The sequence below is a fragment of the Methylolobus aquaticus genome, from assembly GCF_054172105.1.
Map to the genome: position 1 here is coordinate 190,266 of NZ_JBSYXP010000007.1, position 24,828 is coordinate 215,093.

Here is a 24,828-nt window from a genome sequence, read left to right on the forward strand (position 1 = left end):
CTCCCGGATCGCTCCCGCGAGGGGGCGTGAACGGTTACCCGACGATTGCCCGTCCGGCGCAGACTCAGGTACCGGGCTCGACGCCCGGCGGCCGATCCAGCCAGCGCAAGATCTTGCCGTAAAGCACGGCGGGGTCGACGGGCTTGCCGAGATGGTCGACCATGCCGGCCGCGAGACAGCGCTGCCGGTCTTCTTCGAAGGCATTGGCCGTCATCGCCAGAATCGGCGGAGCCGAAACCTCGGGCAGAGCGCGAATGCGGCGCGCCGCCTCCAGCCCATCCATCACCGGCATTTGTACGTCCATCAGGATCAGGCGGTACTCGCCACAGCGGACGCGCTCGACAGCCGCGGCACCGTCTGCCGCAATGTCGACACACAAACCCACGTCTTCGAGCAGCATCGAGGTCACTTCCTGATTAATCATATTGTCTTCGGCGAGCAGCACACGAGCGCCCGCATGCCGGAGTTTCAGGGCTTCCTCCGCCGAGATGGCCGGTGCTGGATGGGGTGCTGCCGGCGGCGCGGCCGTCTGGCGGTGCAGCCGCACCGTGAACCAGAAGGTGCTGCCCTGTCCCGGCGTACTTTCGACCCCGGCATCGCCACCCATCAACTGCGAAAGCTTCCGGGCAATGGCGAGGCCCAGTCCGGTCCCGCCATGCGGCCGGGTCGATGAGCCGTCCGCCTGCTCGAACGCCTCGAACAGGCGGTCCTGATCGGCCGGGGCGATCCCGACACCGGTATCCCGTACCTCGAAGCGCACCAGCAAGCCCGAGTCCGGGCTGGCCTCCTCTTCGACCTGTGCCCGCAAGCGCACTTCGCCGCTGTCAGTGAACTTCAACGCATTGCCGACCAGATTCAGCAGGACCTGCCTCAGACGGAGGGGATCCCCCAGAAACGCACCGTCGAGGTTCGCTCCCAGTTCGACCACCAACCCCAGCGCCTTGTCTCTGGCCTTGTGTTCGTTCAGCCCACGGACATTCTCGATGACGTCGCGCAATTCGAACGTGGCCGTGGCCAGCTGCATCTTGCCGGCCTCGATCTTCGAAATGTCGAGGATGTCGTTGAGGATCTGCAGCAAATGCTTTGCCGCCTGGGAGATCTTGCCGAACTGGCTGCGCGCCTGGGGTTCATGCGTGTCCCGCTGGCCGAGATAGGCGAGACCGATGACCGCATTCAGCGGCGTGCGGATCTCATGACTCATGTTTGCCAGGAAGGCGCTCTTCGCGAGACTGGCGCTTTCGGCTGCTTCCTTGGCCTCACGCAACCCGCGCAGATAGGCGGCGTGATTACGGCACAGCATGATGGCGCGGGCGAGGTTGCTCATGACCGGCTGAAAGACCTGCGTGATAGGCAGATCGGTCGCCGGTTCGGCGGGCGCCAGCAAGAGGATCACCCCCTGGCCGTCGATCGGTAGCCGCAGACAGCACCGATATTGCTCGGCGCCCGGAATGCAGGAAATCAGTTCGGGATCACGGCAGAGCTCTGCCGGGCCATTCAGCAAGCGCTCCGGCAACATCACCGTCTGAGCGTGCTTGCTCGCCAGTGCGAAATTCCCGATGGCGGCCGCGATCTCGGCCTCGATGTCCGTGTTGCGGGCTACGCAATTCAACAGCACGACGCCGGCCGGAAACGCCGTGTGCAGCAGAATCCGCTGGAGACTGCGGGTCAGCAGGGCATCGAGATCGACCTGCGCGCCGATCACCAGCGCGAGGTCGTACAGCACGGTCAGGATGCGCTCGCGCTCCATTACGGCAGCCTCGGCCGACAAACCAGCGTCGCATTATGAAACAACGGATAGCCCCAGGAACTCAGGCTGCCAATCTCGCCCAGCGACAGGGCGCCGGCCAGTTGCCGAGCGCCGGTTGCGCGGGCCAGGCAAGCGAGTTCTTCGACGGCGTCGGCACCGAGGTGAGCGCGCCGACCGGCGCAGTAGAAGGTCACCAGATCCCGGCCGGCCGTACCGCCGAAATCCCTGCGCAGGCGCTCCGCCAGCCTGTGGGCCGTCTGCGCGGCATTCAGGTCCGGCGCACGGAGCAGGGTCAGCATGGCATGGGGTGGCACCTCTCCGATGCAGTGCAGCGAGCCATCGGGTTCCACGGCCACCGGGATCCTGACGATGACTTCGTCGTTGGCCAGCAGCAAGCCGAACGGAAAATGGGTAGCGCAGCGGTAGAAGTTCTCCGCCGTCAACTCGACGCCGTACAGCGACCGCACCTGTTCCTGGTACACGGCGAAGGCCGGGCGCCAGTCGATCGAGAGAATCCGGTTACCGTCAGTGGCAGTGGCGGAGATGACCATCGGCGGGGCGAGATAGCCGTGATCGAGCGCCGCGCCTTGCGGGCCGGGCATTAGCAGGCACAGCACGCCTCCGCCAACGAGGTTGCCGCCGTCGAACAGGCAGGGCATCGGGCGGAATGTTTCGCTGCCCGCGTTCACTCCGGCATACGCGACACGATCGGCCAGACGCAGATAAAGCGCGTCGAGAATGGACCCGATGTTCGGGATCATCGCATCGAAGACCATGAACAGCGTCAACGGCTCTCCGGTCAACAGCGGCTCGACGGCGGCGGCAATCTCCGCCGCCGCCTGCTCCGGGACCCCCGGCAGGTCACCCAGCAAGGCCGCGGGTGGCATGGACTCGAAGGGAAGAATCCAGCATCCCTGTTCACGAAACGCCGCACCGTCGACCAGCGCCGGAAATATCGCTCCCACCAACCCTCGACCGGCTTGCCTGAAAGCGTGCTGGATCGCACAGACGCGGCCGGCTTCTCCTTCGGGCAGCAGCACCAAGGCACCGGGCGCGCTGGACCGCCGCAGAAGTTCCGCCAAGCCGCCCGTTGGCCCGTAGCACGCCTGCTCTGTCGTCATGGTGACCCTTATCCCATCATCGGACCACGCCGTTCGGAGTAGTCATTGTTCACGTCGGAGTACATCAGAGAGCAACCCAGACGGCAAGACACTCCGCCGCCAAACATCGGAACGTGGCGCGCTCGATTCCGGCATCGCGACCGCCAGGAACGACCCGCCTGAGCCTCCAATCCCTCCCTGCCATAACGCTCGATCGGCAAGCCGCATGACCCGGGTAGACGAAACAGCGCATACCCCCTGCGCATTGCCATCGATCGTTCCTCCCGCTCCATGGCGACCGCGTCTGTGTCGTGATCGACGGAGCTGACAGGCGGGGAATATTTCACAGTGCGGCTTGGTAACCGGTCACGGAGCGAGGAAACGGCTGCCGGTAATCTACCCCCGAGTCCGGAGGAAACCGGATTAACCACGGGTGACGGTAACTTAGATTGACCACCATCCGGACGCTAGCCAATCGGGATTATCAAATACCCAAAGAAAAAACCGATAGCGCTGCACGAGACCCAAGCCAAACCGAAGAGGAGAACACCATGTACCGCAATAATCACCTCAGCAAGATTATCGCCGCACTCATTGCGGTTGGCGGAATTTATTCCGCAGAGAGCCTTGCCACCAGCTCCGGCGGCTCCCCGAAACTGGATGCCTATGTCAGCGAGGCTGACTTCATATTCCGCGGCACCGTGGACAACGTGAAATACGAACTGTCCGAGCCGACCGGACCCGACAGCGCCCAACTGCCATTCACCTTCGTGACGTTCAAGGTCAGCACCGCCATGAAGGGCGCGCCAGCGGGCAAGACGGTCACCCTTCGCTTCCTGGGTGGCCTGGATCCACGCACGGGCCTGTTCATGACCAGCGATCAGACTCCGCTGTTCGACGTCGGCGACGAAGACATCGTCTTCGCAAAAAAAGGCGGCACCTTGAGCTCGCTGGTTCGCAACAAGGAAGGCCGGTTCCGCGTCATCGGCGATCAGGTTTACAGCAACGAAGGGCAGGAAGTCACGATCGACAAGGGCAGGAACGTGCATGCCGGCAAACGCCATGCCTTCCAGGAAGTCGTCACAACCGATGTCGCCGGTCGGACGATGAGCTTCCAGAGCCATGCCAAAGCCGAAGCGTCTGGAACGCCGTCGAACGCGATGCGATCCGATGCCTTCGCACAGGCCATCGTGGACACCGTGACCAAAAGCCCGGTTGCGCGACTGGAAGCCTTCAGCGGCGACGACCCACAGGCCGCGCTGCCCAAAATCGACATGACCCCGGCCGTTCCCCCGAGCGCCCGCTGACAAGAACAGATAACTCCGGCTGCCGCGCACTACCTGCGGGACCGCAGCAAAAACCCTTACAGGAGCAATACCGATGAATATCCGAATCACCACGCGACACCTTGTCCTCGGCCTCTGCGCCCAAATGCTGAGCCTCTCGGCTTTCGGCTACACCACCTATGCTCGCTGGCCGACCAATAACGCGACACTGCGCGCATCGGCCGTAAGTTTCCCGGCGGGCAATGCCTACAGAACCGCGCTCGGCACCGTGGCCTCCCGATGGAATCAGAACCCCAGCAACTTCTGGTTTACCCAAACTTATGACGATGCCTCGGTCGGCTTGGGGAACGGGCAGAGCGAAGTCTGGTTCAGCGCCGATGCGAGCCTGTGCAGCCCCGCCGTGACCTATTCCTGGTGGAATTCATCCGGTCGGTTAACGGAAACCGACATTTGCTTCTACAACGCGGCCGGCTATACGACCTCGATGAACAAGACCTCCATCTGGCCTTACGGCGGTGCATCCCGGCCATTCGAGACGACGGCCATGCATGAGTACGGACACGCACTCGGCCTGGGTCATGAAGCGGATGAGTACAACATCATGGGCTCGGACTGGAACCATGTGAGCCTGGCTGACCAGACGGCACGGAGCTATTCGGGGGAGGATGCCAACGATGGCGCGGTGGCCCTCTATGGACTTTATTCCGGCGGTGTCATCGAGGATGTCGGCGTCGTCCACATGAAGCGGACCGGCGCTTCGGGCGAATACAGCAGCCACGGCCTGACCAAGATGTACAACACCTCGGGCGTCGAGCTGCCGTACACGACCTTCAACGGGCAACGCCGATACCAGGTGACCAAGGGACAGCAGGTTCGGGTCGAGTTCACTTACGAAAACAACGGCGAGAGCTATCAGAACACCAGCGTCGGCATGTACCTCTCGACGAATGCCGTGATCAGCACCGCCGACACGCAGTTGCAGACCTTCCCGTTCGGGCTGGGCCGGGGCGACGTGTCCACCTACACCCGCACGATCACGATTCCGGCCACGCTGACCTCCGGCAACACGTACTATATCGGCGCCTATGTGGACTGGAACAATACACTCGCCGAGATTACGTCGACCAACAACACGGCCTATCACATCGTTCGGGTGAACTAGCCAAACCGCTCTGCTCCCGCGCACGCGTGCGGGGCATCGGCCAAACCGAAGGCGGCGCCTGACCCGGCGCCGCCTTTTTTCGCATCCTGCGTTTCCCGGGCGTGCTGCCCCGGTCTAGCCGGTTTCCGCAATCCAGTGCGAAACACTGGGTTCGGCCCGCTCATGCAGGCAATCCTGAACACGGTCCTGCAGCCGCTGGTCCGCGACAGTGACGCGCTCGTGCTGCCGCAGGTGCTCGACCCAGGATTCGACCAGAAAGGTTTCCAGATACCAGTCAGGATGCGCGGTATCGCGAAACAATTGCCAGTAGTACGCCCCGTCCCGCCGGCGCGACTTACGCAAGGTTTTCATCAGCCGACGAAACTCCTCGCGCCGATCGGGCTTGACGCGATAAGCGAGGGTGATAAGCACGGGGCCTCGGTCATGTTCGACGTCGGGTTCGGAGAGGGGCGAAGGCCAGTGCAGGGACGGCGTCAGGTCGTGCTTCTCGAAACCACCGACCCGAAGCGGCAGGGTCACCAGCGTTGCGACTGCCAGGCCGATGCCGGCAATGATCAGCGCATCGTGGAGCGAACTGTGGCTCGCGACCTGACCCCACAGCAGACTGCCTCCGGCCATGCCGCCCATCATCGCGACCATCGCCAGCGACAGACCCCGCGCACGCACCCAGGCCGGCAAGGCGACCTGAGCGGCGCCCTGCAGGGTCGTCATCACGGTCAGCCAGGCCGCTCCGGCGCCGGCGGCCACCGCCAGACCCGGCAACAGACCGGGCACCAGCGCCAGCAAGCCGAGCATACCCGCGTACAGCAGCGAAGCGAAGCCGACCAGCCAGTCGTCGTTGAGAAACCGACGCAGCCGCGGGAGCCCGAACACCGCGAGTATCGCACCGCTACCCATGGCTGCCAGCACGCACCCGTAATCGGTCGGACCCCCCTTCCATTCGGTACGGACCAGCAGCGGCAACAGCGCCCACGCAGCGCTCCCGAACGTGAAAAAGGTACCCACACGCACGATGACCCGGAGCAGTGCCGGGGAATGTCGGGCATAACGGATCCCCGCCCGCATCGCGCCGAACAACCGCTCGGCCGGCAGACTGCTGTCGCGCGGCGACCGCTGCCAGCGCAGCAGCACCGCGAGAATGCCGAGGAACGACGCGGCATTCAGCAGGAATACCGGCCCAGTGCCGGTCTCGGCGATCAGGAAACCGGCCAGCGCCGGGCCCACGGCACGCGACAGGTTCATCGACAGCGCGTTGAGCGTGATCGCGGACTTGAGTTGAGGCCGCGGCACCAATTCGGGCATCAGCGCCGCCCAGGCCGGCATCGCGAACGCCGATCCGAGCCCCAGCGCCAGCGTCAGGGCCAACAGCGATTCCGGCGTCGTCCGGCCCAGCAGCGTCGTAACGCCCAGCAACCCCGCCATCACCAGCATCCAGATCTCCGCCCCGATCAACAGGCGGCGGCGATCGACGACATCCGCGAGCGCACCGGCCGGCAACGCGAAGGCGAGGATCGGCAGCGTCGTTGCCACCTGCACTGCGGCGACCCAGGTGGGCGATGGCGCCAGCGTCGTCATCAGCCAGGCCGCGCCCGCGTCCTGCATCCAGGTCCCGATGTTCGAGGCAATCGAGGCCAGCCATAGGCCGCGGAACAGGCGTTGCCGCAGAGGACTCCATGCGTTCGTGGCTGACGCCAGCCCTTCCGTCGGCTCGGCGGCGCTGAACGGCGCCGGGCTGACCCCGTCCGTTCCGGCCACGAAGGCTTCCGCGACGGCACTCTCCGTGTCGTTGCCTGCCGTGCTGTCCTGCGCCTGCATGCTCGGTTCTCCGGCGGTTGGGGTTTAGCGTTGCTACGGTAACGGAAGCTTCGATCGATTCAGAGCTTCCCGCGATACAGGGCGGGGTCGCCCGGATCACACGTTGTAAACGTTTGATCAGGCCTTGGCGTGAAGCCTACCGCAACCCATAGAATGCAGTGAACCCCCGTCGCGGTCCGACCGCATCCGACGGCGCAATCGAACAACGGCACCGAGTCCATCCACTGTGCACGATCTTGCGGAAACCGAGGTAATCAAGCCCCCCCTGCGGGTGGAGGAGCACGAGGTCCACGTCTGGGAAGTCGACCTCGACGCGCCGGATGCGTGGCCGTGCTGCCTGGACAAGACCGAGCGGCAACGGGCGCAGCGCTTTCGTTTCGAGCGGGACCGCCGACGATGGGTTGCGGCCCACACCGCCCTGAGGCGGATTCTGAGCCGCTATGTCGGCATCGGACCCGACCAATTGCAGTTCCTGACGACCGAGCACGGGAAGCCCTACCTGCCCACCGAATGCGCTGGCAGGGGCATCCGTTTCAACCTCAGCCACTCAGGCGCGCTGGCCCTCATTGCGGTGGCGCGCGCCGAAGTCGGCGTCGATATCGAGGACACGACGCGCGTCATCGACTGGCTGGCGCTGAGCCCTGATGTGTTTTCCGAACGCGAGGCGCAGGGCTTGTGGGACGGCCACGGCAAGCCAGCGCTGACCCCGTGGGCGATCTGGACGCTCAAGGAAGCCTACGTCAAGGGCCGAGCCTGCGGCCTGACGCTCCCGCTACGCGCGTTCGAGATCATGCGCGATCCCAACGACCACACGTTCCGCATCGCGATCGAGGCCAAACGGGACGACGGGTTGGACTGGCGCTTGGTGTCGCTGGACGCACCGGTGGGATACGCAGCAGGGCTGGCGGTCACGCACTGTCTGGCGCGTGTCCGGCGCTTCGCGTGGACAGGCAACTCGCGGCTGGATGACTTGTCCCGTGGGTACGCATAGCACGACGGCGACGAGAATGTGCCGGGCGCTGCGCGCCCGAAGACCGAAGCGTGGCAATGGCCCTTGCCGATAACGAGCGAGCTGCCAGGCGGTGCGGCAACGCCAAGCGTCAACGCTCGTTGAAAGGACGAAATGGGTACTGAGTGGCCGGCTCGATCAGCCGATTGTACTTCCCCTGCTGAGCGTCGGGATGACACACGCCACAATTGGCCATCTTCCTTATCCGGGGCCAACCCACCTCATCGATGTTCTGATGGACGCCGAGAAACCAGCGAGCTCGGCTGATCTGCTCGGGATACGGGGGTTTTCCGAACCAGGTCACCGGCCCGGCATGTTTTAGCAAGTAGTCGGAAATCGGCTTCAGATGTTCCTTGTCCGGAACGGCATCGAACTTGAAATGTTCCGACAGCTTTCCGAGCAGCGATTTCCAAGAGGACGCCGGCAGAAACTCCGCCGCGTAGGGAACGTGACAGGACCCGCACTCCTCAATATAGATGGGATCCATCGGCGTTCGCTTCGCGTCATTCACGGCAGACGCCGGGCGGGCGGCGCATAGCAGCCCGGCGATGAGCAAGAGCGGTACGATCCGCATCCGGCAGGTGCTTGTTCGCCGCATCGAGGACTTGAGACTAGCCGAGCACCACAAGGATGAAGCAACGCCTCCTGCGACACGCGCTGACCCCACTGAACGGCTCTGACCGGTAATGAAGAGGCGACACGAATCCCGATCTACCCGGAACAGCGAACGGATCTCGACCATATGCCAATTAAGTTGTCGGAGAAGAGCGAGGAGGCCAATTCGCCCCCTCACCCGCTGAAAAACGCTACTGGTTTTGACGCACGCCAGGATCGCTGGTCCCCGTATGTATTCCGGTACCGTTCGTGCCGGTCATGCAATGAAATATCAGGGTATAGGTCTCGGCTCCGCTTCGGCTCTTCGATACCATCAGGTCGTACACTCCGGAACCACCATTCAGATACACCACCGGGCTTGGGTTCGCATCGCCATCGGTTCCGATATCGGTACTGTGCGTCACCGCGTTGCCCTTTTTGGCCGTCACGCTGACCAGCGCGGACCCGGCCGGCAAAAGATCCTGAACCTGCACCGCCAGCGAAAGCGGGGCACCGTTACCGTCGTCGGAGCATGTCACGGTGTAGTAGTCCGTTGCAGCGGCTGGCGAGCCCAAGCTCCCCCCCTGCGTATGGGCCAACACCCCCGGCGCAAGCCCGATGCCAGCCAACACCCCAAAAGCACCAATAACCCTATTTTTCATTGCATTGCTCTCCAGCGTTGAGACGCCCCCATGACGTGGGGCGAACGGTTGGCTGCAGGCGCCTTCAAGCTCCCACAGCGTCTACGCAGCGGGCTCGGCGCACCGCCATCACCCGGGCCAAAGCCCGAAAGTTCCACCCGGCAGCAGCCAGTCATCACCGGTCCGCCGACCTGAGTTTCGTCGCAGCCACTTGCCGCACGGTTTCGTCGCTGTCCCCCAAGGCTTCTTCCAGCAGCGGACGCATCGCGGCGTCGGCACCGATGCTATCGACCGCCATCAGGCGCACGTCAGGATCGACGTCATGCAGCGCCTCTCGAAGCGCGGGAAGCGCTTCGGGACTGGGTTCTCGAGCCAAGCCGTAAACCGCCTGAACGCGCACCCGGGCATCCTTGTCCGTCAACCCCGCCTCAAGGACTCGACGCAGTTCTACGTCGCCCTGGCCAGTCTCCAGCACCAGACGCGCGACGGCATCAGCCCGTTGCACCGCATCCTGACCGGTACTTTTCTCGATGAGGTCCGCCTTTTCCTTTCGAGTCAGCCTGGCGGTCCTGATGTCTCGGTCCGACCGGATGGGCTTCCGACCCGCAGCGGGCGTGCACCCGCCGGCGCCAGACTCTCCCGTCTCCCCGCGAGGTGCCAGGCTGCTGCCCGTAATCCATAAGCCATTGGCCTGTCCCTCCGACCCGCCACGGGCCGCATCGGCCGCATCCACCGCCACGACGTTCACGGCGGGTCCAACCAGGCACGCGAGAACCGTCAGCAGCGAAGTCCCGGCACAGGTCGCCGTCACGACCTCCTTGGGCAGTACCGAGTAGTGAATCGCCACTCCGGCAACCCGCGACAGCTCGTCGATCGCAGCGCCAAGCGGCGCCGCCCTCGCGTCCAGCGTCAAGAAGCCGCTGGCCGTTCTGGTTGCGACGACGTTGCGTGGTACGTCCGACGGAACTGCACGGCAAGGCTCTGAGGCTGCACTTACCACCACCCATGCCAGCGACCCTAACGCGAACTTTTGCAGTTTTGTCATCGCCACCCATCGAATCGTGATTTCTCAAACCGCCATGGCCGGGGCGGCGGACACAAACAATGGCGCACGGTCCAGTGTCGCTGACCCAAACGGCAGGCAGTGAAAAAGCAGAAATAATGCCAACAATGCATCTGCACATCGTCGAACGCCGAACCGACCTTTGGTCCTTGGTTCAAGGACGCCGCGTCAGGGCTGATGGCCAGCCGCCACGCACGGCGCGGCGCTCAGGGCTGCGCCGCGCCACCCTGATGACACTGGGACCGGCTTCTGTCGGGGAAGACCTGTATCCGAACGCGGCAGCGGACGCGGCGCAACAGTGCCGAGAATCCTGCGTCGCCGAGAATCCTTGTCAACTGCGTCATTTCCCATCTTTGTGAGCGATTTCCCACACGGAAACACACCGGAACCACCGCGACCCGGTCAGTCCAGATGCCTCTGACGCGGCGCGAGCCTACATGGCACGAAAAGTGTTTTTGGCGCTCTGCCCACGAGCATAGGGCTTATAGGGGAGGATCTGGAACGGACGGGGCGATCTCAAACTGGACTCATGCCTCACTCGCCCAGCCATCATTTCCAGAGACTTTGCAGTGACGAAAACAAACAGGAACCAAGAAATGCTTAAAAAACTGATTGTTGCTTCGATGGGAACGGCCATCGCAATCGCCAGCCAGGCGGCGTTTTCCCATACCCGCCTGCAAGTGCCGGTCATTGAAGGCAGCGCCACACTCGGCCACGCCGGGAAAGTGAACTACAACAACGTCGTCGTGGCTCACGGCTGCCATGACCCCGTCAGCGGCAACAGCAGCGCACCGGTTATCGCCACCTCCACCGTGTTTCCGACCAGCACGGCAGATGACGAAGCCATGCAGCCGACCATCACCAATAGCGATGGCACGCCGGCTCCCGGCAACGTCGATGATTACCTCGAAGGCTGGATTGGCTCCAATCGCCTCGTTGTCAGCAACGACGTCTGGAAATACGGCGAAGAAAAGTTCGACGCGCTGGGCAATCGCGTGGGCTTTCACGTGAAGGGCGGCTCCCTGCCGGCCAGCGGCAGCGGCACGTTGCGGGGCCTGGTGCCCTTCGTGACAACAGCCGTGCGGATCCCAAACGCCTCCTGCGCGAAGTCGGTCACCCTGGTTGTCGCCATTGCGGACATCTGCAAAATGACCCCGATCAGCGGCTTCAACGACGAAACGGTTCAACTGTGGACGCCGGCGGTTGGCTCCAACTTCGATGGGGTCGGTGGTCACGGCTACAACTCGCCGGCGACGCTGACCATCCTGCGGGCCGCAACAGCACCGCTGGATCCGTCGTGCGGCGCGGGCGTCGACGTGAAGATCACACCGTCGGCGGCCCAGATCAACCGCGATCTGCCAATCGTTGTGAAGGGCAAACAGGTTTGGCCGCGCCCTTAAAGCTCAAAAGTGATGGAATGCGGGCGCAATAACTGACGCGCGCGAACTCCGCGGGGTGCAACGTCTGTTCAAGCAGCGCGGCGCCCCGGCTCCAACGCCGGTCTCCCTAGCGCGTCCAACTCCTCCCAGGCACACACGGGCATCGCGCGACTCGACGCCGGATACAACGCCAGCACCACACCCCCAAGCTGTCGGAGCACCCGCACCTGGACCATCGCGCGACGGCTGCGAGCGCTTCACCCGTGCACCGCAAGGACATGGATCGCCCCTTGTTTTGTCTTCAGACTGCTACGACCCCCACCGCAACGGATCGGCTCAGCGCTCGCCATCGGAATACGCGGCAGGCATCACCGTGACACTGGCAGGTATCTTGCTGCTATAGTCCCCTGCGCCCCTGGCGCCGGCCGCAGCGCACAATCGAATGCGCCGGCTTGCGGTATTTGCCCAACTCCCAGACGACGACCCAACCGATGAACGATACGACCTCGGCGCCCCACTCGGGCGCGCGGCATGCCTTCGCCAAATCCGGCATCTATCTGACCGTTTTCGTAACCGGCGCTGCCGTCATGGTGATCGAGCTGCTCGGCACCCGCATGATCGCGCCGTTCTACGGCGCCAGTCTCTACGTCTGGTCCTCGCTGATCTCGGTCACGATGATCGCGCTGGCCCTGGGCTACTTCACCGGCGGCCGCTGGGCGGATCGGGCCACGCGCACCGGCCTGTCGCTGGTCATCTCGCTGGCGGCATTGCTGACATTGGTCATTCCCTGGGCCACGCGACCCGTGCTGCTGGCGACCGACCCGCTGGGCCTGCGCGCCGGCGCTTTCGTGAGTGCGCTGGTGCTGTTCTCCCCCAGCCTGACCTTTCTCGGCATGGTCGGACCCTTCGCCATCAAGCTGGCGACCTCGCGCCTCGACGGCATCGGCAGCAGCGCCGGATCGATCTACGCGGTCAGCACCCTCGGCAGCGTCATCGGGACGCTGGTGCTCGGCTTCTTCCTGTTCCCGCTGGTCGGATCCCGCGAAACCCTGATCGGCCTCGGGCTGGTGCTGTTCGCACTCGGCGGCGTAATCGCCCTGTACGAACGGCGCCTGTCCGATCGCACCATCGCCGCCCTGCCTAGCCTGTTGCTGGCCGTGCTCGGACTGATGCTGCTGCCGGCCGTAGTGGGCGCCGGACATGCCTATTCCGGCGCCGGCAAGTTCGCAATCCGTTCCGAACAGGAGAGCCTGTACGGTTGGGTCCGCGTCATCGACGAGCCGGCCCGGAACCTGCGCATGCTGACGTCGGACGCCTCGGTGATCGGCGCGGCCAGCATTTCCAAGGGCACGAACGCGCTGACCTACCAGGACATCGTCGAACTGATCCCGGCGATATCGCCCCGCATCCGCCGGGCCCTGCTGATCGGTCAGGGCGCCGGCCATATGGCGATGGGATTGCGTGACAAGTACCGGATCGTCACCGACACCATCGAGATCGACCCGGCCGTCGACGACGCGGCACGCCAGTTTTTCGGCTTCACACCCACGGGCACGGCCGTCGTCGGCGATGCGCGCTATGAAATTCGCCGCCTGACGGGGCCTTACGACCTGATCATCCTGGACTGCTTCACCGGCGGTTCGGAACCGTCGCATCTGCTGACCCAGGAGACCTTGACCCAATTGCGCGGGATGCTGGCCAATGACGGCATCGTCGCCCTGAATTTCGTTGGCTACGCCGATGGCGGGCAGAATCCCGCACTGGCTTCGGTTGCCCAGACCATCGGCCGCGTATTCGCTGCCCAATCGGTCTTCGTCGCCGAACCAGGCGACGATTTCGGCGATTACATCTTTCTGGCTTCGGAGAAGCCGCTGAACGTCGCCACGCCATCGCTGACGCCGCAGCAGTCGGATTGGCTCCGGGCTCGTCTGGTCAGCGTCGACCGCAGCCGGGGCGTCGTGCTGAGCGACAACCTGAACCCGCTGGAACACTTGCAGACCCGCAAGGCAGAGCACTACAGGCACATGATCGTCGAGTGGCTGGGCACCGATTTGCTCGTGCGCTGACGCGGGCTCTGCCGCGCCGGTGCCGCGTTCGCCGTGACGCGGCCGGCGTGGCGCCCGCGCAAACCGGACTTGCGCCGCAGGTTTCGCGCTCACCCAACTTCCGTATACGAGGCTCCCGCATGCTGAAAAATTCCGCCGTTCTATATCTCCTGCCGCTCTCGATGCTATGGCTGGTGCCGACTGCCGGGGCCGGGGCCGCGACACCGGCTGAGATGCTGGCCACGCTGCAGCAGCAGGCTGCCGCGGAAACGGCCGGTTTCGCTGGGTTCGACGCGTCACGTGGCGAGCAGTTCTTCAAGACGAAGCACAGCGACTGGAGTTGCGCATCGTGCCACACGGAAGATCCCCGGCAGCCGGGGAAACACGCCAAGACCGACAAGCCGATCGACCCGCTGGCGCCGGCGGCCAATGCCAAGCGGTTCACCGATCCGAAGAAGGTGGCCAAGTGGTTCAAGCGGAATTGCGGCGACGTGCTCGGGCGGGAGTGCAGCGCACAGGAAAAGGGAGATGTGCTCGCGTATCTGATCGGGCTGAAGCCCTGAAAGAGCTCCCCCGGAGAGGCGCCACAGCAAGTTCCAAGGGCGTTCTTCGTTCCCATGATTCCGCTCGGGAATGCCCGCGTCTCATCACGGAACCTGGCAGCATCCTTCGATGCGAGGTATGACTGGGGGCACCATGCATGGCCCCGTCGACGCGGGAATGACGAAATCCAGACCTTAGGAGCGATCGCGACGGGCCTCCAGACCCATCGATAAATCCATACCAAAGGCATTGAAATGCGTGAAATCACTCATTGGTCTGTGTTATTTCCCACACCTGACGCCGCTATTCGCGGGAACCGGCAGCGAGCCTCAACGCGCCAAACCCAACAGCAATAGTCGGGCCCGCTTTATGCATCGTTTTTCTCCCAGGTTTTTTGGCCGGTCCGAGGCGCAGCCTCGGCGGATTGAGCGCAGCGCACTTACCGGCGCAGCGAGGTGGAATTTGCGTTTGGACCCGATCATCGAAAAGCGTCGCGGAGTACCTCGTCTTTCGGCCTTGTGCATGATGCTGTTGCTGCCGCCGACCGCGCCCGCCGGCGAGCCCCCGGCGGTTCGGCCGCCCGTGATTCGGGTGGAGCACAGCGATAACGGGAAGGCAGGCTGGATACTCGAAGCCGAGCGCGCCCCGCTAACCCAGGTGCTGAACGAAATCGGCACGAAGAGCGGCATGCAGATCCACTTTTCGGTATTGCCGCAGGAAACGGTGACGGCGACCTGTGCAGGCGAGACCGTCGAGCAGATCGCGCGTTGCCTGCTCGGAGCCGATGTGGACCTCGTGATGCGCGTCGCGGAGCCGCAATCGGTGGCGGGGGGGACCAAGGCGGAGGGTGCGCAGGAGCTATGGATACTGGGCAGCAGCTACGCGCAAGACCGGACCGCCCGTCGTGCCACGGCCGAATGCGGCGTCGCCGACGAGACGGCCGATCCGAAGTCGATGGCGAAGGCGGCGCACAGGAGCAAGCTGCTCGAAACCGCGGCGTCATCACGGGACGAGAAGGCGCGCGCTAGCGCGTTGTCGCGGTTGATTGCCGAGGCGCCACGGGGCGATCCCGAGGTGCGCGCCGGGTTGGAGCGGGCCCTGACCGACCAGAGCGGCGACGTACGGGCACAGGCCGTCTACGGCCTCGCGCTCAGAATCGGGCCAGAGGCCGCGCCGCTGCTGCAGGACGCCCTGCGCGATCAGGATCCCTCAGTGCGGCTGATGGCGGTCAGCAGCGCGTGGAACGACGACACCGGCGCCGCGCTGTTGCGGGCCGCGGCGGCCGACCCGGACGAAACCGTCAGGACGCTGGCCGCGATGAAGCTGGAAGAGCGGGGCGAAGCCATGGAGGGGCAGCAGTAGACCGCTGCCTCCGCGCAAGGAGGGGGCTGCGCGCCCCGACGCAGAAGGCCGGAGGATCCGGCCGGCCTCGCCGTCTCGAACGGGAGGTAAGGTAAGACGAAGCCTCCCAGGCTTCGCGGCGCAGCATGAAATGAAGCCGGTCTGGGGGCGCCAGAAATCGATGCACGATACACAGGAGGACAAATGAAATTCGACATGTTCAAGATGGCCGCTTGCAGCGGCACGGCAGCCCTGCTGCTGACCTACGGTGCGGCGGCCAGCGCCCACTCGATCAACAACGAGCCCCTGGGCAGCGCCGGAAGCGCCCGGGATATCTACAGCGTGAGCTGCGAGAATGAAGAGGGCGGCGACACGCCGACCTTCCGCCTGTCCGCGCGGGTGCGCGACAAAGCGCCAGTCGTTGCGCCGACCATCCGGGTGAGAATCACCAAAGGCACCCTGGCAAGAGCCGCCCAGGACAACAACGGCGATGGCAACACACAGTACAGCGGTTACGCTCGGGTCGAGGGCGGCAACGGCAATTACACCCTGTGGGTGGACAAAGTCGGCACCGTCAGAACGGGGGCGGAGATCTACGATCTGGAACTCCATTGCGAGGGCCCGGTATCATCGGGCTATATCCACACGGGCACCTTCATCACGAAAACTCAGAACCAGTAAACAGCGAGTTTTCCTGGACTTGCACAGCGGCGGAGTCACCCGGCTCCGCCGCTTCCCACAAACGGATTTGACGGCTTTAATGGCGTCACGCGCCTGATCACGCCCCACGACCCCAGGATACCGAGCGAAGTGGCTGACCGAGACAGGATCAGGCCGCGCGCGAGCCTTGAGTGGCTCGCGGCCGGCATCGCGGTGACCGCACCGCAAGCGACGACGCAGGCCGCACCGCCTGCCATGGACCCGGCTTACGCAGCGGAATGCGGCAGTTGCCATGTCCCCTATGCGGCCGGCCTGCTGCCTGCCGAGGACTGGAAAACCGTGCTGAAAGGGCTCGCGAAGCATTTCGGCAGCGATGCGTCAGTGGACGACAAGGACCTCGCGCCGATACGGCTTTTTCTGCTGAAGAACGCCCGTAAAGGCCCGTCGGCCACTCCGTCCGGCGCATCCGAACCGCGAATCACCGCCGCCCCCTGGTTCAAGGCGACACATCGCGACGTGGCACGGGGCCACTGGCCCGAGCACAAATCGGCCGCGAATTGCGAAGCCTGCCATCCGTCCGCCCAGGATGGTCGCTATCGCGAACTGAGCGATCCGCTGTACGGCATCGACTGATTCGTTTTCCGGCCCAGGCCGCGCAGGCGTTTCGTGCGCACGACATCACGACAGCAGAGGCATCTCGTGGCGTACGCCATGCGCACGACATCACTGCCCTGTCACGACGCACCTTTCGCCAGCAGTTTGACCAGTTCCGCCGCGGGAACGTAGCCCGGCAGCGCCACACCCTCCTGCGTCACGATCAGCGGCGTGCCCTGCATACCGAAGCGCTCACCCAACGCCATGTGCTCGTCGACGGGGTTGGCGCAAGTCTTTTGCGGGACATCCTGGCCACGCTTCGCCTGAGTCAGCGCGGCATTCTGGTCGTCCGCACACCAGACCGAGACCGACTTGGCATAGGCCTCGGACTCCTTGCCGGCGCGCGGGTAGAACAGATAACGGATTTCGATGCCCTGGGCCAGATACTGGTCGATCTCGCCATGCAGCTTGCGGCAATAGCCGCAGTCGACGTCAGTGAACACCCATACGACGTAGCGCCCGATCTTGGGTTTGAACACGATCGTCCGGTCGTTGCCCAGTTTCTCCAGAGCCGCCTTGCGCAGGCCCGCCAGCTTAAGCTCGGTCAGGTCCTTGCGCGTAGCCAGTTCGACGAGATGGCCCTGAAACACGTGACGCCCGTCGTCGGAGACGTAAAGGATCTTGCCGTCAAGCGTCACTTCCTTGACGCCCGCAACAGCGGATGGGCGGATGGAGTCGATCCTGGCCGATGGAATCGCAAGCTTCAGCGCCTTGCGGATTGCCAAGTCAGTTCCGGCCAGAACCGGGTTGGCGGCGATCATCAGCGCGACGAAAAGCAAAGGCAATGCAGACATACGAACTCTCGTTCTAGAGGGATGAGGGAGACAGCAGAGCACGAACGGCACCCGTTGCTCAACCGATAGGAGGCGGCGACCGTGAAGCCGCGAATGGGAAACCGAGGGAGTGCCCCGCGCGGCATCCGACGAGCGGCTCGCTGGCACAGAGGGCCATGCAACGAGAAACGCCCCGACCCTTGCGGGGTCGAGGCGTCTTGGTCGTCGCGATCAAGCCGCGGCGTTATGCCGCGGCGAGGCCGATCAGAACGGGGCTGGATTCATCGTGAACGCCGGGTGCGGCAGGTACTTGTCGATGTCCGCGCCACTCGGCATGACGGCGACCTCGTAACCCGTGCCGCAGGCAACCGGATCGAATTCCAGGTTGTTCGCGGTCAGAGTGGTCCAGTAGCTCGGCTGGATGATCTGAGCATCGGTGAACTTCGTCGTTCCGGTTTCCGCCGTGAACCACCAGTCGGCGCGGTTGTTCTCCGCGTCGTTCGCTTCGTTGCTCTTCTTGCACCAGTTGGCTACCGCCATCCGGATACGCAGCCGGGAGACGCACTTGTCGACAATCTTCGGCACGCTGACGCGGAACTGCGTCAGAGCAACCAGGGTGGTGTCGAGCTTGCCGTTCTTCCAGTTGATGGCATGCACCACACCCAGTTCGTCAGCTTCCTCGTTCTGGACCCGGAACACGGATGCGTCCTGAACGCCGCCCGCACTGAGATTCACGAAAGGTGCGCCGATGACTTCCTGAGCCGTGGTCGGCGTGGGCGTCGCGCCCAGCTTCACCCACACGGCGCTTTCGCCGTATGGGAACACCACCGACTGGCCGATGACCGGCAACGGATCGCCGCCCGCATCGCCGCCGCAACCATGCGTGACCGTGAAGGCGTTGTAGCTCGTCTTGCCGGAGAGCGAGGTCACGTCGACCGTGTCCTTTACGCCGGTGTGCGCGAAAGCGCCCTGGCTGGCCGCGATCAATCCCGCCGCAACGGAGTACGCTGCGAGTTTCTTGGTGGTCATTTGGAAAGACATTAAGTTCTCCTTCGGTTTCCCGGATTTTTCTTACGATTCCCGTTCGGCAGCAAAGCAGCCGTGCCGCACGAACGTGGGAGGTTCCCCCGTGCACCGGGTCACCTCGACCCGGCAGCACCACATGTTTGCAGCGCCCTGCAGAAATGGCAGGAAATATGCCAGACGGTCGACAGCCGTATTTACAATGACTTACCTGTAATCCCTCCCGCAGACTCGACGATGAATGCGGCAGATGCCTCGCCGGTGCGCGAAATGCCTCCGTATAAACGGTAGGGTTATGCGCTCAACCTTTCGACCAGTGCCTACTCAGCCGTGACCAGAGAGGGACTCCGGCCGCCATTCAAGAGGACAGAATGTGTGCGATGGCTTACGCCGGCTCGCCTAAACGCCCGTTTTTCGCGCCCCAACCGGATCCGTCAGGCCGCCTGACATCGAACCCGGAACACGGTTCGAACAGCCGCCCACCACAGAAGGGCACCAGACCCCGAGAGCTCACAAACTGGCGCGCATTGTGCTGCACGTATGCGGCGTGATCCGAGTGACGTACCGGCCGAGGGCCGGCACGGCCGTCCCGGGTCGCGCCGATCTTCCTGAGCCAGAGAAAAATAAGCCATGTCCATTACCGATACCTTGAAGCGCCTTTGTTGTTCCGCCCTGGTACTTGCCCCGCTGGGCTGGACCTCGACAGTCAACGCCCACCCCACGTTCGTGCCCACCGAAGTCGTCGAAGGTGTCACGACGAACGGGATGATCAAGCTGACGCACGCCTGCGAGGAGAGCCAACTTCCCCTCATCGCACTGAGCTACATCGTGCCCACCGTCAACCCGTTTCTTGAACGCAGCGACGGTGGGACGATCAACGCCTTGACTGACGTGCTGCAAAATGCAGGATTGCAGAATTTCATCATCCCCTTCTACGATCGCGGCCTGTTCAAGCTGCATCGGCTCCACAAGGATCCGCTCGGCAATACGATCGGCTTCAATAGCCGGAATGGCCGGCTTCCGCTCGGTTTTCCCGGCCAGGTACCGATCCAGATCGGCGCCTTGTTTTTCAACAGCGAGAGCTGCGCGAATGAAATCAGGATCAAGGTCGCGGGCGCGGACATCTGCCGGAAGACATCCGCGGTTCACCTCGGCGATGCGAACCTGTGGATACCCAATCGGACGCCACGGTTTCCGGACGGAAACGTCCATGGCAGCAGCCGGCGTCTCCGGCAGGGGGCACCCGTCACGCTGCGCGTCAAACGTAATCTGACGAATAACCCGCTGCCGCAGGCTTGCGGCGGCACCGGGTTTGCCGTCACCGTCTGGCCATCGAACGAAGACATCGACCAGAACGTGCCGATACCGGGTTTCTGGCCGACCGAAGCTACCGGCGGCTGAATCGGGAAGAGGCAGGGCGTGTTCCGGCGGCGGTTGTCAGAGACCGCCGCCGGCACCTGACCTGACGGCTCGAACGAGTTCCCCTGCTCGCGGAGACGGTGGGGCAAGCAGAGCCGGCGCGATCGGCGGAGTCTTCAGGCGCGGTGCGCGGCCGGGACCGCGAGCGAGCCGCCCACCTGACCTTCCACATCCACCCACAGGTGGGGCAAACCGAGCTGCTGCAGCCAGCGGGGCCCCTCATCCTCCTTGAGCATCGCGATGGTCGACGCACTGCCGGCGACGACGCAGAAATCGGCGACGACATTGACCGCTGCAAGATGCCTGACGGGCCAACCGGTCTTCGGATTGAGCACGTGCCCATAGCGCACCCCATCCAGCACGATGCAGCGCTCGTAATCACCGCTGCTGGCAAGCCCCCCCTGGCGCATCAGCACGGTATCGAGCACACCGCCGGGACTCCGCGGATGGCGCAGCCCGATCCGCCAGGGACTGCCGTCCGGATGCGGGCCGATGATCCGGATGTCGCCTCCCAGGTTGATGACGCCATGGCGCAAGCCGTGCTCGAGGCATAGCGCCGCCGCGCGATCGACCGCGTACTCCTTGACGACACCGCCGAAATCGATCTCCATGCCCGGGCAAGGGAATGCAAGCACCGGAGGTTCCCAGCGCAACTTGTGCCAGCCAACGCGATCCAGCAGCGCCTGAACGGCCGCAGGGTCCGGCAAGCTGCAATCGGGGCCGAACCGCCAAACCTGACGCAGCAGACCGGAGGTGATGTCGAACAGACCGTCGCTCTCGCGATAGGCGGTTGCGGCATAGTTCAGCAGCCCCGCGGTTTCCGCGTCGACCTCGATGGAATCGCCGGCGGCCGCGGCCCGATTGATTTCCGACAGGAAGCTGTCCGGGCGATAACGTGAATACAACGCCTCGAGACGCTGGACGTCTGCAATCGCGACCGCTGCAACACGCTGCCCCTCGGCCTCGTTCGCGGCATAGAACTGGATGTCGCACGGTGAGCCCATCGCCTTGAAGCGTTGGCGATACAGGCCCTTGGCGGCCGACCTTTTCAAGCACACCCCCCGCCGACAGGAAAAGATGGGACCGCGGATCCAGGGTCGCGCGGCCCGGAGACACGCCGGCGATGAGTCGCGCGTTCGCCGCGACGGAGCCTAGAACTCGAGACTCCAGGTCGCCGACAGCATGCCGTTCGGCTTGAGCTGGTAGCCGTTGACATTGGCCTCCACCGGCTGCAGCCACTCGACGCTCAGGCCGTTGCCCTTGAACGGGCCGTCCTTGACGAGGAAATTCAGGCCGAAGCCGACATCCCAGTAGCGTCCACCGTAGTTTTGCGGGAAGTCCTGGGGACCCGCCGTGAAGAAAGAATCCTTGTAGCCACCGACGATGGCGAACTGCCGTGTGTAGGCGCCGCGTACATTGGCTGACATCCAGTCGAGTAGCTGATAGCTGGTCCAGCCCGTCCATTGCCACATGTCACCGAGGCGATAGCCGGCGTTGTTGCGGTCGCCGCTGGGCCGCTTGATGCCGCTGAACTGACTGCCCCACGACCAACCGCCTTCGTAATGCCCCGTGTAGGTCAGGCTGGGCCGGAAATCCCAGGTCCCGCTCCCGAGCTGCATCATGTAGTGATTGTAATAGTCACCGCTGACCTTCTGCCCGATGTCGCCGGTCGGCGCGCTGAAACCGAGGGTCAGGTGCATATGATGGCCGTCGACGTCGAACAGCTTGCCCATCGCATAAAACCCGGTATCACCCACGCCTCCGGAGGCCGTCGGCCGGTCATTATTGCCGTGACCATGGTGACCGCCACCGGCGCCCTCGGGCGCCCCTTCGAGTTCGCGCATCGACATGTTCATGTTCATGAACGTCGGCATCAGCATCAGGTTCAGCCAGGACGTCGGCGCATACATGATGTCGAGCATGTGCATGTGCATGTTCATTTCGCGCGGCGAGTCGCCGCACTTGTAGATCACGCAACCGTTGTTCACGATCTCCAGGTCACTGACCGGATGCGAGCCATGAATCATGTTTCCGCTCTGCAGGCTCCACATGTAGCGGTAACCCATCATGAACTTGTCGGGCTCGTCCAGCATGTGCGCGAACATCACGCCAGCCGGAAAGGCGCTGTGCAAGTGATGTCCCTCATGCCCCATGTGACCGGCATGGGGATCCGCCGCCGCGGCCGACAGCGAGGCCGGGGCTGACAGGTCGACCTTCATGGCCAGATTCAGCAGGTAGAAGTTGAAGTTGGCGAAGGCCTCCTCGCCGCCGCCGCCCAGCTTCATCGAACCGGCGTGGCTGTAGTATTCAAGACCCGCCTGCACCGCGACGCCGCGGCTGAATTGCTTGGCGACGGTCACACCACCACTGACGGCGCCATAGCCGGACAGGCGGTAGTCGCTGGACCAGTTGTCGGGAAAGTCCAGCATGGCGGTGTCACCACTGGCGACCTCGAGGAACTCGCGATAGTTGAGGGTCTGATCCAGCACGAAAAAGGGACTGTAGAAATAGGCCGCACCCTGAGTGTAATACCTGATGCGCGGCGTGATCATCCATCCCTTTCCGACGGGTTGCTCCCACGCGGCTTCGAAGGTATGGGCATTGATGCCCCAGTCATCCGAGTAAAAGCGGTAGTCCGCATGCAGCGACGCATCGAACCAGTCGATGTAGCGGACATAACCGAGGCTCAGGTTGACTTGATCGCGCAAGCGAGGGCGGTTGTCGAACTCCGCCACGGCGACCGAGGACAGCAAACCGGTCGTCGGGTCGGGCGAGTTCACCTGTCTCGCGACGACCGGCGCAAAGAACAGCGATGACTTGTAGGGATTCGACAGGTATCCGGTGCTGTGTGTGAAGCCCACATTGGCCGATAGAGTCGAGCTCTTGTCCAGTACCTGCACCAGGCTGGCCCCCAGCGCGCCGTCCTGCCGCGTTCCCTCGACGCTCGGCGGCACTGGATCCTGGCTCGCAACCACTCCGTAGCGAAAGCGCTGCGCGCTGATGGCGCTGTTCGTGTAGCTGCCCCCGAAGGTCAGGGTGGTCGACTTCTGGTTGAAATCGAGGCGCCCGCCCAGGTTGGCGAACCACACGTCGAAATCATTTTCGATCGAGACGCCGCCGCCGCCGCTGACCGCCGCCTCGTCCCAGTCGTAGGAGAGATTGACATCGCCCTGACGGCGGATCTCCGGCGAAGCATAAGCCATGACTTGCACCGTCTCCGGCGTGACGAGCTGTTGCCCGGTTGTCGGATCGAAAAAGGCCGCCACACCCTTTTTAGGGTCGAAGGTGCTGAGCGGATTCTGCACCTCCCAAAAGGCAGATGCGCCCGAGATATTGTCTACCCGAACTAACGAACCGGCCGGCGCCGCAGCGATCGGGGTCGCGCCCGCCCAGGTGTCTTCCTGGTAGTTGAACAGCACGCGCATGCGGTCCATCAGACGCGCGCCTGCGAAAGCCTGAATCGTATCGACCTGGATGCTGTTGCCGGTTTCGCGGAATTGGCTGCCAGCCCCGCCCCCTTCCTGGTAGTGGCCGTACTGGAAGCCGGCTTCATCGCCTTCGGCGCCCTGCGCGGAAGACGGCGCCAGCCCCGGCAGCGCCAGCGCCGCCGCCGTCAGCGCCTGCAGTGAAGGCGGACAGCAAGCCGGCGCTCTGGACTCGGCGCGCGCAATCACCGCCGACACCGACGACCCGCGAAGGCGGCGGATCGCAGCCCGCAAACGTTTGGACATGGTGGCAGGACTCTCGTTAACCGGCGCTTACGGCGGCGTGCACTGCTGCCACATCTATAGACTCAGTAGCACCCACAACCGGCGCCGGCCGTGGCTTCCCCCCATCCGGCCGCCGACTCCCGACTGCGATACGCATGGACGCGCAGCGATCGCTGCGCTGGATTGGGCTCCAGCGCCATGTGGGGTTTGGCGAGCGTACCCCGCTCCCAGGGCGCCACCGGCGCACAGGCCGACAAGACCGACAGCAGGCTGAGCAGGCCTATTGACAACTGGCACTTGCCGCTCACTTGGATGCAGAGACCATCCCGTGGCCCGCCGATGCGGCAGCAGGTTTTTCGGCCAGCAATTGGCCGAGAACCTTCTTCAGCTCCTCGGCCTCACCCGGACGAAAGCCGAGATGCACGTGGCGAATGACGCCTTTGCGGTCGATCAGGTAGGTCGACGGCATGGCCTTGACGCCGAAGCGTTCCGCACAGCTCTTGTCGCCGTCGGCAGCTAATGTGAAATGACCCGGGCGCTGCGCCAGGAAGCCCTTCGCATCGGCGATATCCTCGTCGACATTGACGCCGATGATCTCGAGATCGTGCCCGTGGAACTCGTGGGTCAACTTGTTCATGAACGGAAAGGACTGAGCACAAGGCCCGCACCACGACGCCCAAAAGTCGACGTAAAGCACCTTGCCCTTCAGGTGTTGCAGATCGATAGCCTGACCGTCATGCAAGGCGGTCAAGCGGCATTGTGGCGCGGCATCCCCGTGTTCCGCAGCCCCCACCGTCGAATGGACGGCCAGGGCCAGCAGAAGACCGCCCCAGATCCGGTGTCTTGTCCGTGCGGCTTTCATTA

At 63.9% G+C, this 24,828-nt stretch carries 22 protein-coding genes; 10 read left to right on the top strand and 12 right to left on the bottom strand.

The window, feature by feature from the left end; translation table 11 throughout:
* Positions 1–64: 64 nt before the first annotated feature.
* Both ACW73L_RS11655 and ACW73L_RS11660 read right to left on the bottom strand, forming a co-directional pair.
* Complete coding sequence (locus ACW73L_RS11655; RefSeq protein ID WP_498922159.1) at positions 65–1,747, bottom strand: ATP-binding protein; 1,683 nt, start codon at positions 1,745–1,747, stop codon at positions 65–67.
* Complete coding sequence (locus tag ACW73L_RS11660) at positions 1,747–2,868, bottom strand: FIST signal transduction protein (protein ID WP_498922161.1); 1,122 nt, start codon at positions 2,866–2,868, stop codon at positions 1,747–1,749. The genes ACW73L_RS11655 and ACW73L_RS11660 overlap by 1 nt, the downstream gene beginning before the upstream one ends.
* Before the next feature lie 530 nt (positions 2,869–3,398).
* Here ACW73L_RS11660 and ACW73L_RS11665 point away from each other — a divergent pair.
* Positions 3,399–4,154, top strand: a complete 756-nt coding sequence (locus ACW73L_RS11665; protein ID WP_498922163.1) for a hypothetical protein — start codon at positions 3,399–3,401, stop codon at positions 4,152–4,154.
* 73 nt (positions 4,155–4,227) lie between these two features.
* Positions 4,228–5,295, top strand: coding sequence for a CARDB domain-containing protein (locus tag ACW73L_RS11670; RefSeq protein WP_498922165.1), 1,068 nt, complete (start codon positions 4,228–4,230; stop codon positions 5,293–5,295).
* 114 nt (positions 5,296–5,409) lie between these two features.
* On the opposite strand, the gene ACW73L_RS11675 is transcribed toward ACW73L_RS11670, so the two are convergent.
* Positions 5,410–7,110 carry an MFS transporter gene (locus ACW73L_RS11675; RefSeq protein ID WP_498922166.1) on the bottom strand — a complete coding sequence of 567 codons (1,701 nt, stop codon included), beginning with the start codon at positions 7,108–7,110 and terminating at the stop codon, positions 5,410–5,412.
* 226 nt (positions 7,111–7,336) lie between these two features.
* Between ACW73L_RS11675 and ACW73L_RS11680 the strand changes: the two genes are divergently transcribed.
* Entirely contained in the window at positions 7,337–8,101 is a 765-nt protein-coding gene (locus ACW73L_RS11680) for a 4'-phosphopantetheinyl transferase family protein (RefSeq protein WP_498922167.1), read from the top strand.
* A gap of 109 nt (positions 8,102–8,210) precedes the next feature.
* Here the strand turns inward: ACW73L_RS11680 and ACW73L_RS11685 are convergent, their stop codons facing one another.
* From ACW73L_RS11685 to ACW73L_RS11695, 3 genes are all read right to left on the bottom strand, one after another.
* Positions 8,211–8,606 carry a hypothetical protein gene (locus ACW73L_RS11685; RefSeq protein ID WP_498922168.1) on the bottom strand — a complete coding sequence of 132 codons (396 nt, stop codon included), beginning with the start codon at positions 8,604–8,606 and terminating at the stop codon, positions 8,211–8,213.
* Between the two features lie 319 nt (positions 8,607–8,925).
* Positions 8,926–9,375, bottom strand: a complete 450-nt coding sequence (locus ACW73L_RS11690) for a hypothetical protein (protein ID WP_498922170.1) — start codon at positions 9,373–9,375, stop codon at positions 8,926–8,928.
* 154 nt (positions 9,376–9,529) lie between these two features.
* Entirely contained in the window at positions 9,530–10,399 is an 870-nt protein-coding gene (locus ACW73L_RS11695) for a HEAT repeat domain-containing protein (RefSeq protein WP_498922171.1), read from the bottom strand.
* Positions 10,400–11,013: 614 nt separating this feature from the next.
* On the opposite strand from ACW73L_RS11695, the gene ACW73L_RS11700 reads away from it, so the two are divergent.
* The 6 genes from ACW73L_RS11700 (at position 11,014) to ACW73L_RS11725 (ending at position 17,018) form a co-directional block, all read left to right on the top strand.
* Entirely contained in the window at positions 11,014–11,817 is an 804-nt protein-coding gene (locus ACW73L_RS11700) for a hypothetical protein (RefSeq protein WP_498922173.1), read from the top strand.
* Between the two features lie 470 nt (positions 11,818–12,287).
* Positions 12,288–13,862: a fused MFS/spermidine synthase gene (locus ACW73L_RS11705; RefSeq protein ID WP_498922174.1), complete on the top strand. Its 1,575-nt coding sequence runs from the start codon at positions 12,288–12,290 to the stop codon at positions 13,860–13,862.
* 119 nt (positions 13,863–13,981) lie between these two features.
* The gene (locus ACW73L_RS11710; protein ID WP_498922175.1) at positions 13,982–14,404 is read left to right on the top strand and encodes a DUF1924 domain-containing protein; all 423 of its coding nucleotides are present in this window, start codon (positions 13,982–13,984) and stop codon (positions 14,402–14,404) included.
* Positions 14,405–14,906: 502 nt separating this feature from the next.
* Positions 14,907–15,746, top strand: coding sequence for a HEAT repeat domain-containing protein (locus tag ACW73L_RS11715; RefSeq protein ID WP_498922177.1), 840 nt, complete (start codon positions 14,907–14,909; stop codon positions 15,744–15,746).
* A gap of 183 nt (positions 15,747–15,929) precedes the next feature.
* The gene (locus tag ACW73L_RS11720; protein WP_498922179.1) at positions 15,930–16,406 is read left to right on the top strand and encodes a hypothetical protein; all 477 of its coding nucleotides are present in this window, start codon (positions 15,930–15,932) and stop codon (positions 16,404–16,406) included.
* 129 nt (positions 16,407–16,535) lie between these two features.
* Entirely contained in the window at positions 16,536–17,018 is a 483-nt protein-coding gene (locus ACW73L_RS11725) for a hypothetical protein (protein ID WP_498922181.1), read from the top strand.
* Positions 17,019–17,119: 101 nt separating this feature from the next.
* On the opposite strand, the gene ACW73L_RS11730 is transcribed toward ACW73L_RS11725, so the two are convergent.
* Positions 17,120–17,833, bottom strand: a complete 714-nt coding sequence (locus ACW73L_RS11730; protein ID WP_498922183.1) for a DsbC family protein — start codon at positions 17,831–17,833, stop codon at positions 17,120–17,122.
* 243 nt (positions 17,834–18,076) lie between these two features.
* Positions 18,077–18,853, bottom strand: coding sequence for a hypothetical protein (locus tag ACW73L_RS11735; RefSeq protein WP_498922184.1), 777 nt, complete (start codon positions 18,851–18,853; stop codon positions 18,077–18,079).
* 612 nt (positions 18,854–19,465) lie between these two features.
* Between ACW73L_RS11735 and ACW73L_RS11740 the strand changes: the two genes are divergently transcribed.
* On the top strand, positions 19,466–20,236 hold the full coding sequence (locus tag ACW73L_RS11740) for a hypothetical protein (RefSeq protein ID WP_498922186.1): 771 nt from the start codon (positions 19,466–19,468) through the stop codon (positions 20,234–20,236).
* Positions 20,237–20,370: 134 nt separating this feature from the next.
* On the opposite strand, the gene ACW73L_RS11745 is transcribed toward ACW73L_RS11740, so the two are convergent.
* From ACW73L_RS11745 to ACW73L_RS11760, 4 genes are all read right to left on the bottom strand, one after another.
* On the bottom strand, positions 20,371–21,258 hold the full coding sequence (locus tag ACW73L_RS11745) for an FAD:protein FMN transferase (RefSeq protein WP_498922277.1): 888 nt from the start codon (positions 21,256–21,258) through the stop codon (positions 20,371–20,373).
* 147 nt (positions 21,259–21,405) lie between these two features.
* Positions 21,406–23,985, bottom strand: a complete 2,580-nt coding sequence (locus ACW73L_RS11750; RefSeq protein ID WP_498922187.1) for a DUF3570 domain-containing protein — start codon at positions 23,983–23,985, stop codon at positions 21,406–21,408.
* 62 nt (positions 23,986–24,047) lie between these two features.
* Positions 24,048–24,254 carry a DUF4266 domain-containing protein gene (locus ACW73L_RS11755; RefSeq protein ID WP_498922189.1) on the bottom strand — a complete coding sequence of 69 codons (207 nt, stop codon included), beginning with the start codon at positions 24,252–24,254 and terminating at the stop codon, positions 24,048–24,050.
* Positions 24,255–24,268: 14 nt separating this feature from the next.
* The gene (locus tag ACW73L_RS11760; protein ID WP_498922190.1) at positions 24,269–24,826 is read right to left on the bottom strand and encodes a TlpA family protein disulfide reductase; all 558 of its coding nucleotides are present in this window, start codon (positions 24,824–24,826) and stop codon (positions 24,269–24,271) included.
* Positions 24,827–24,828: the final 2 nt, after the last annotated feature.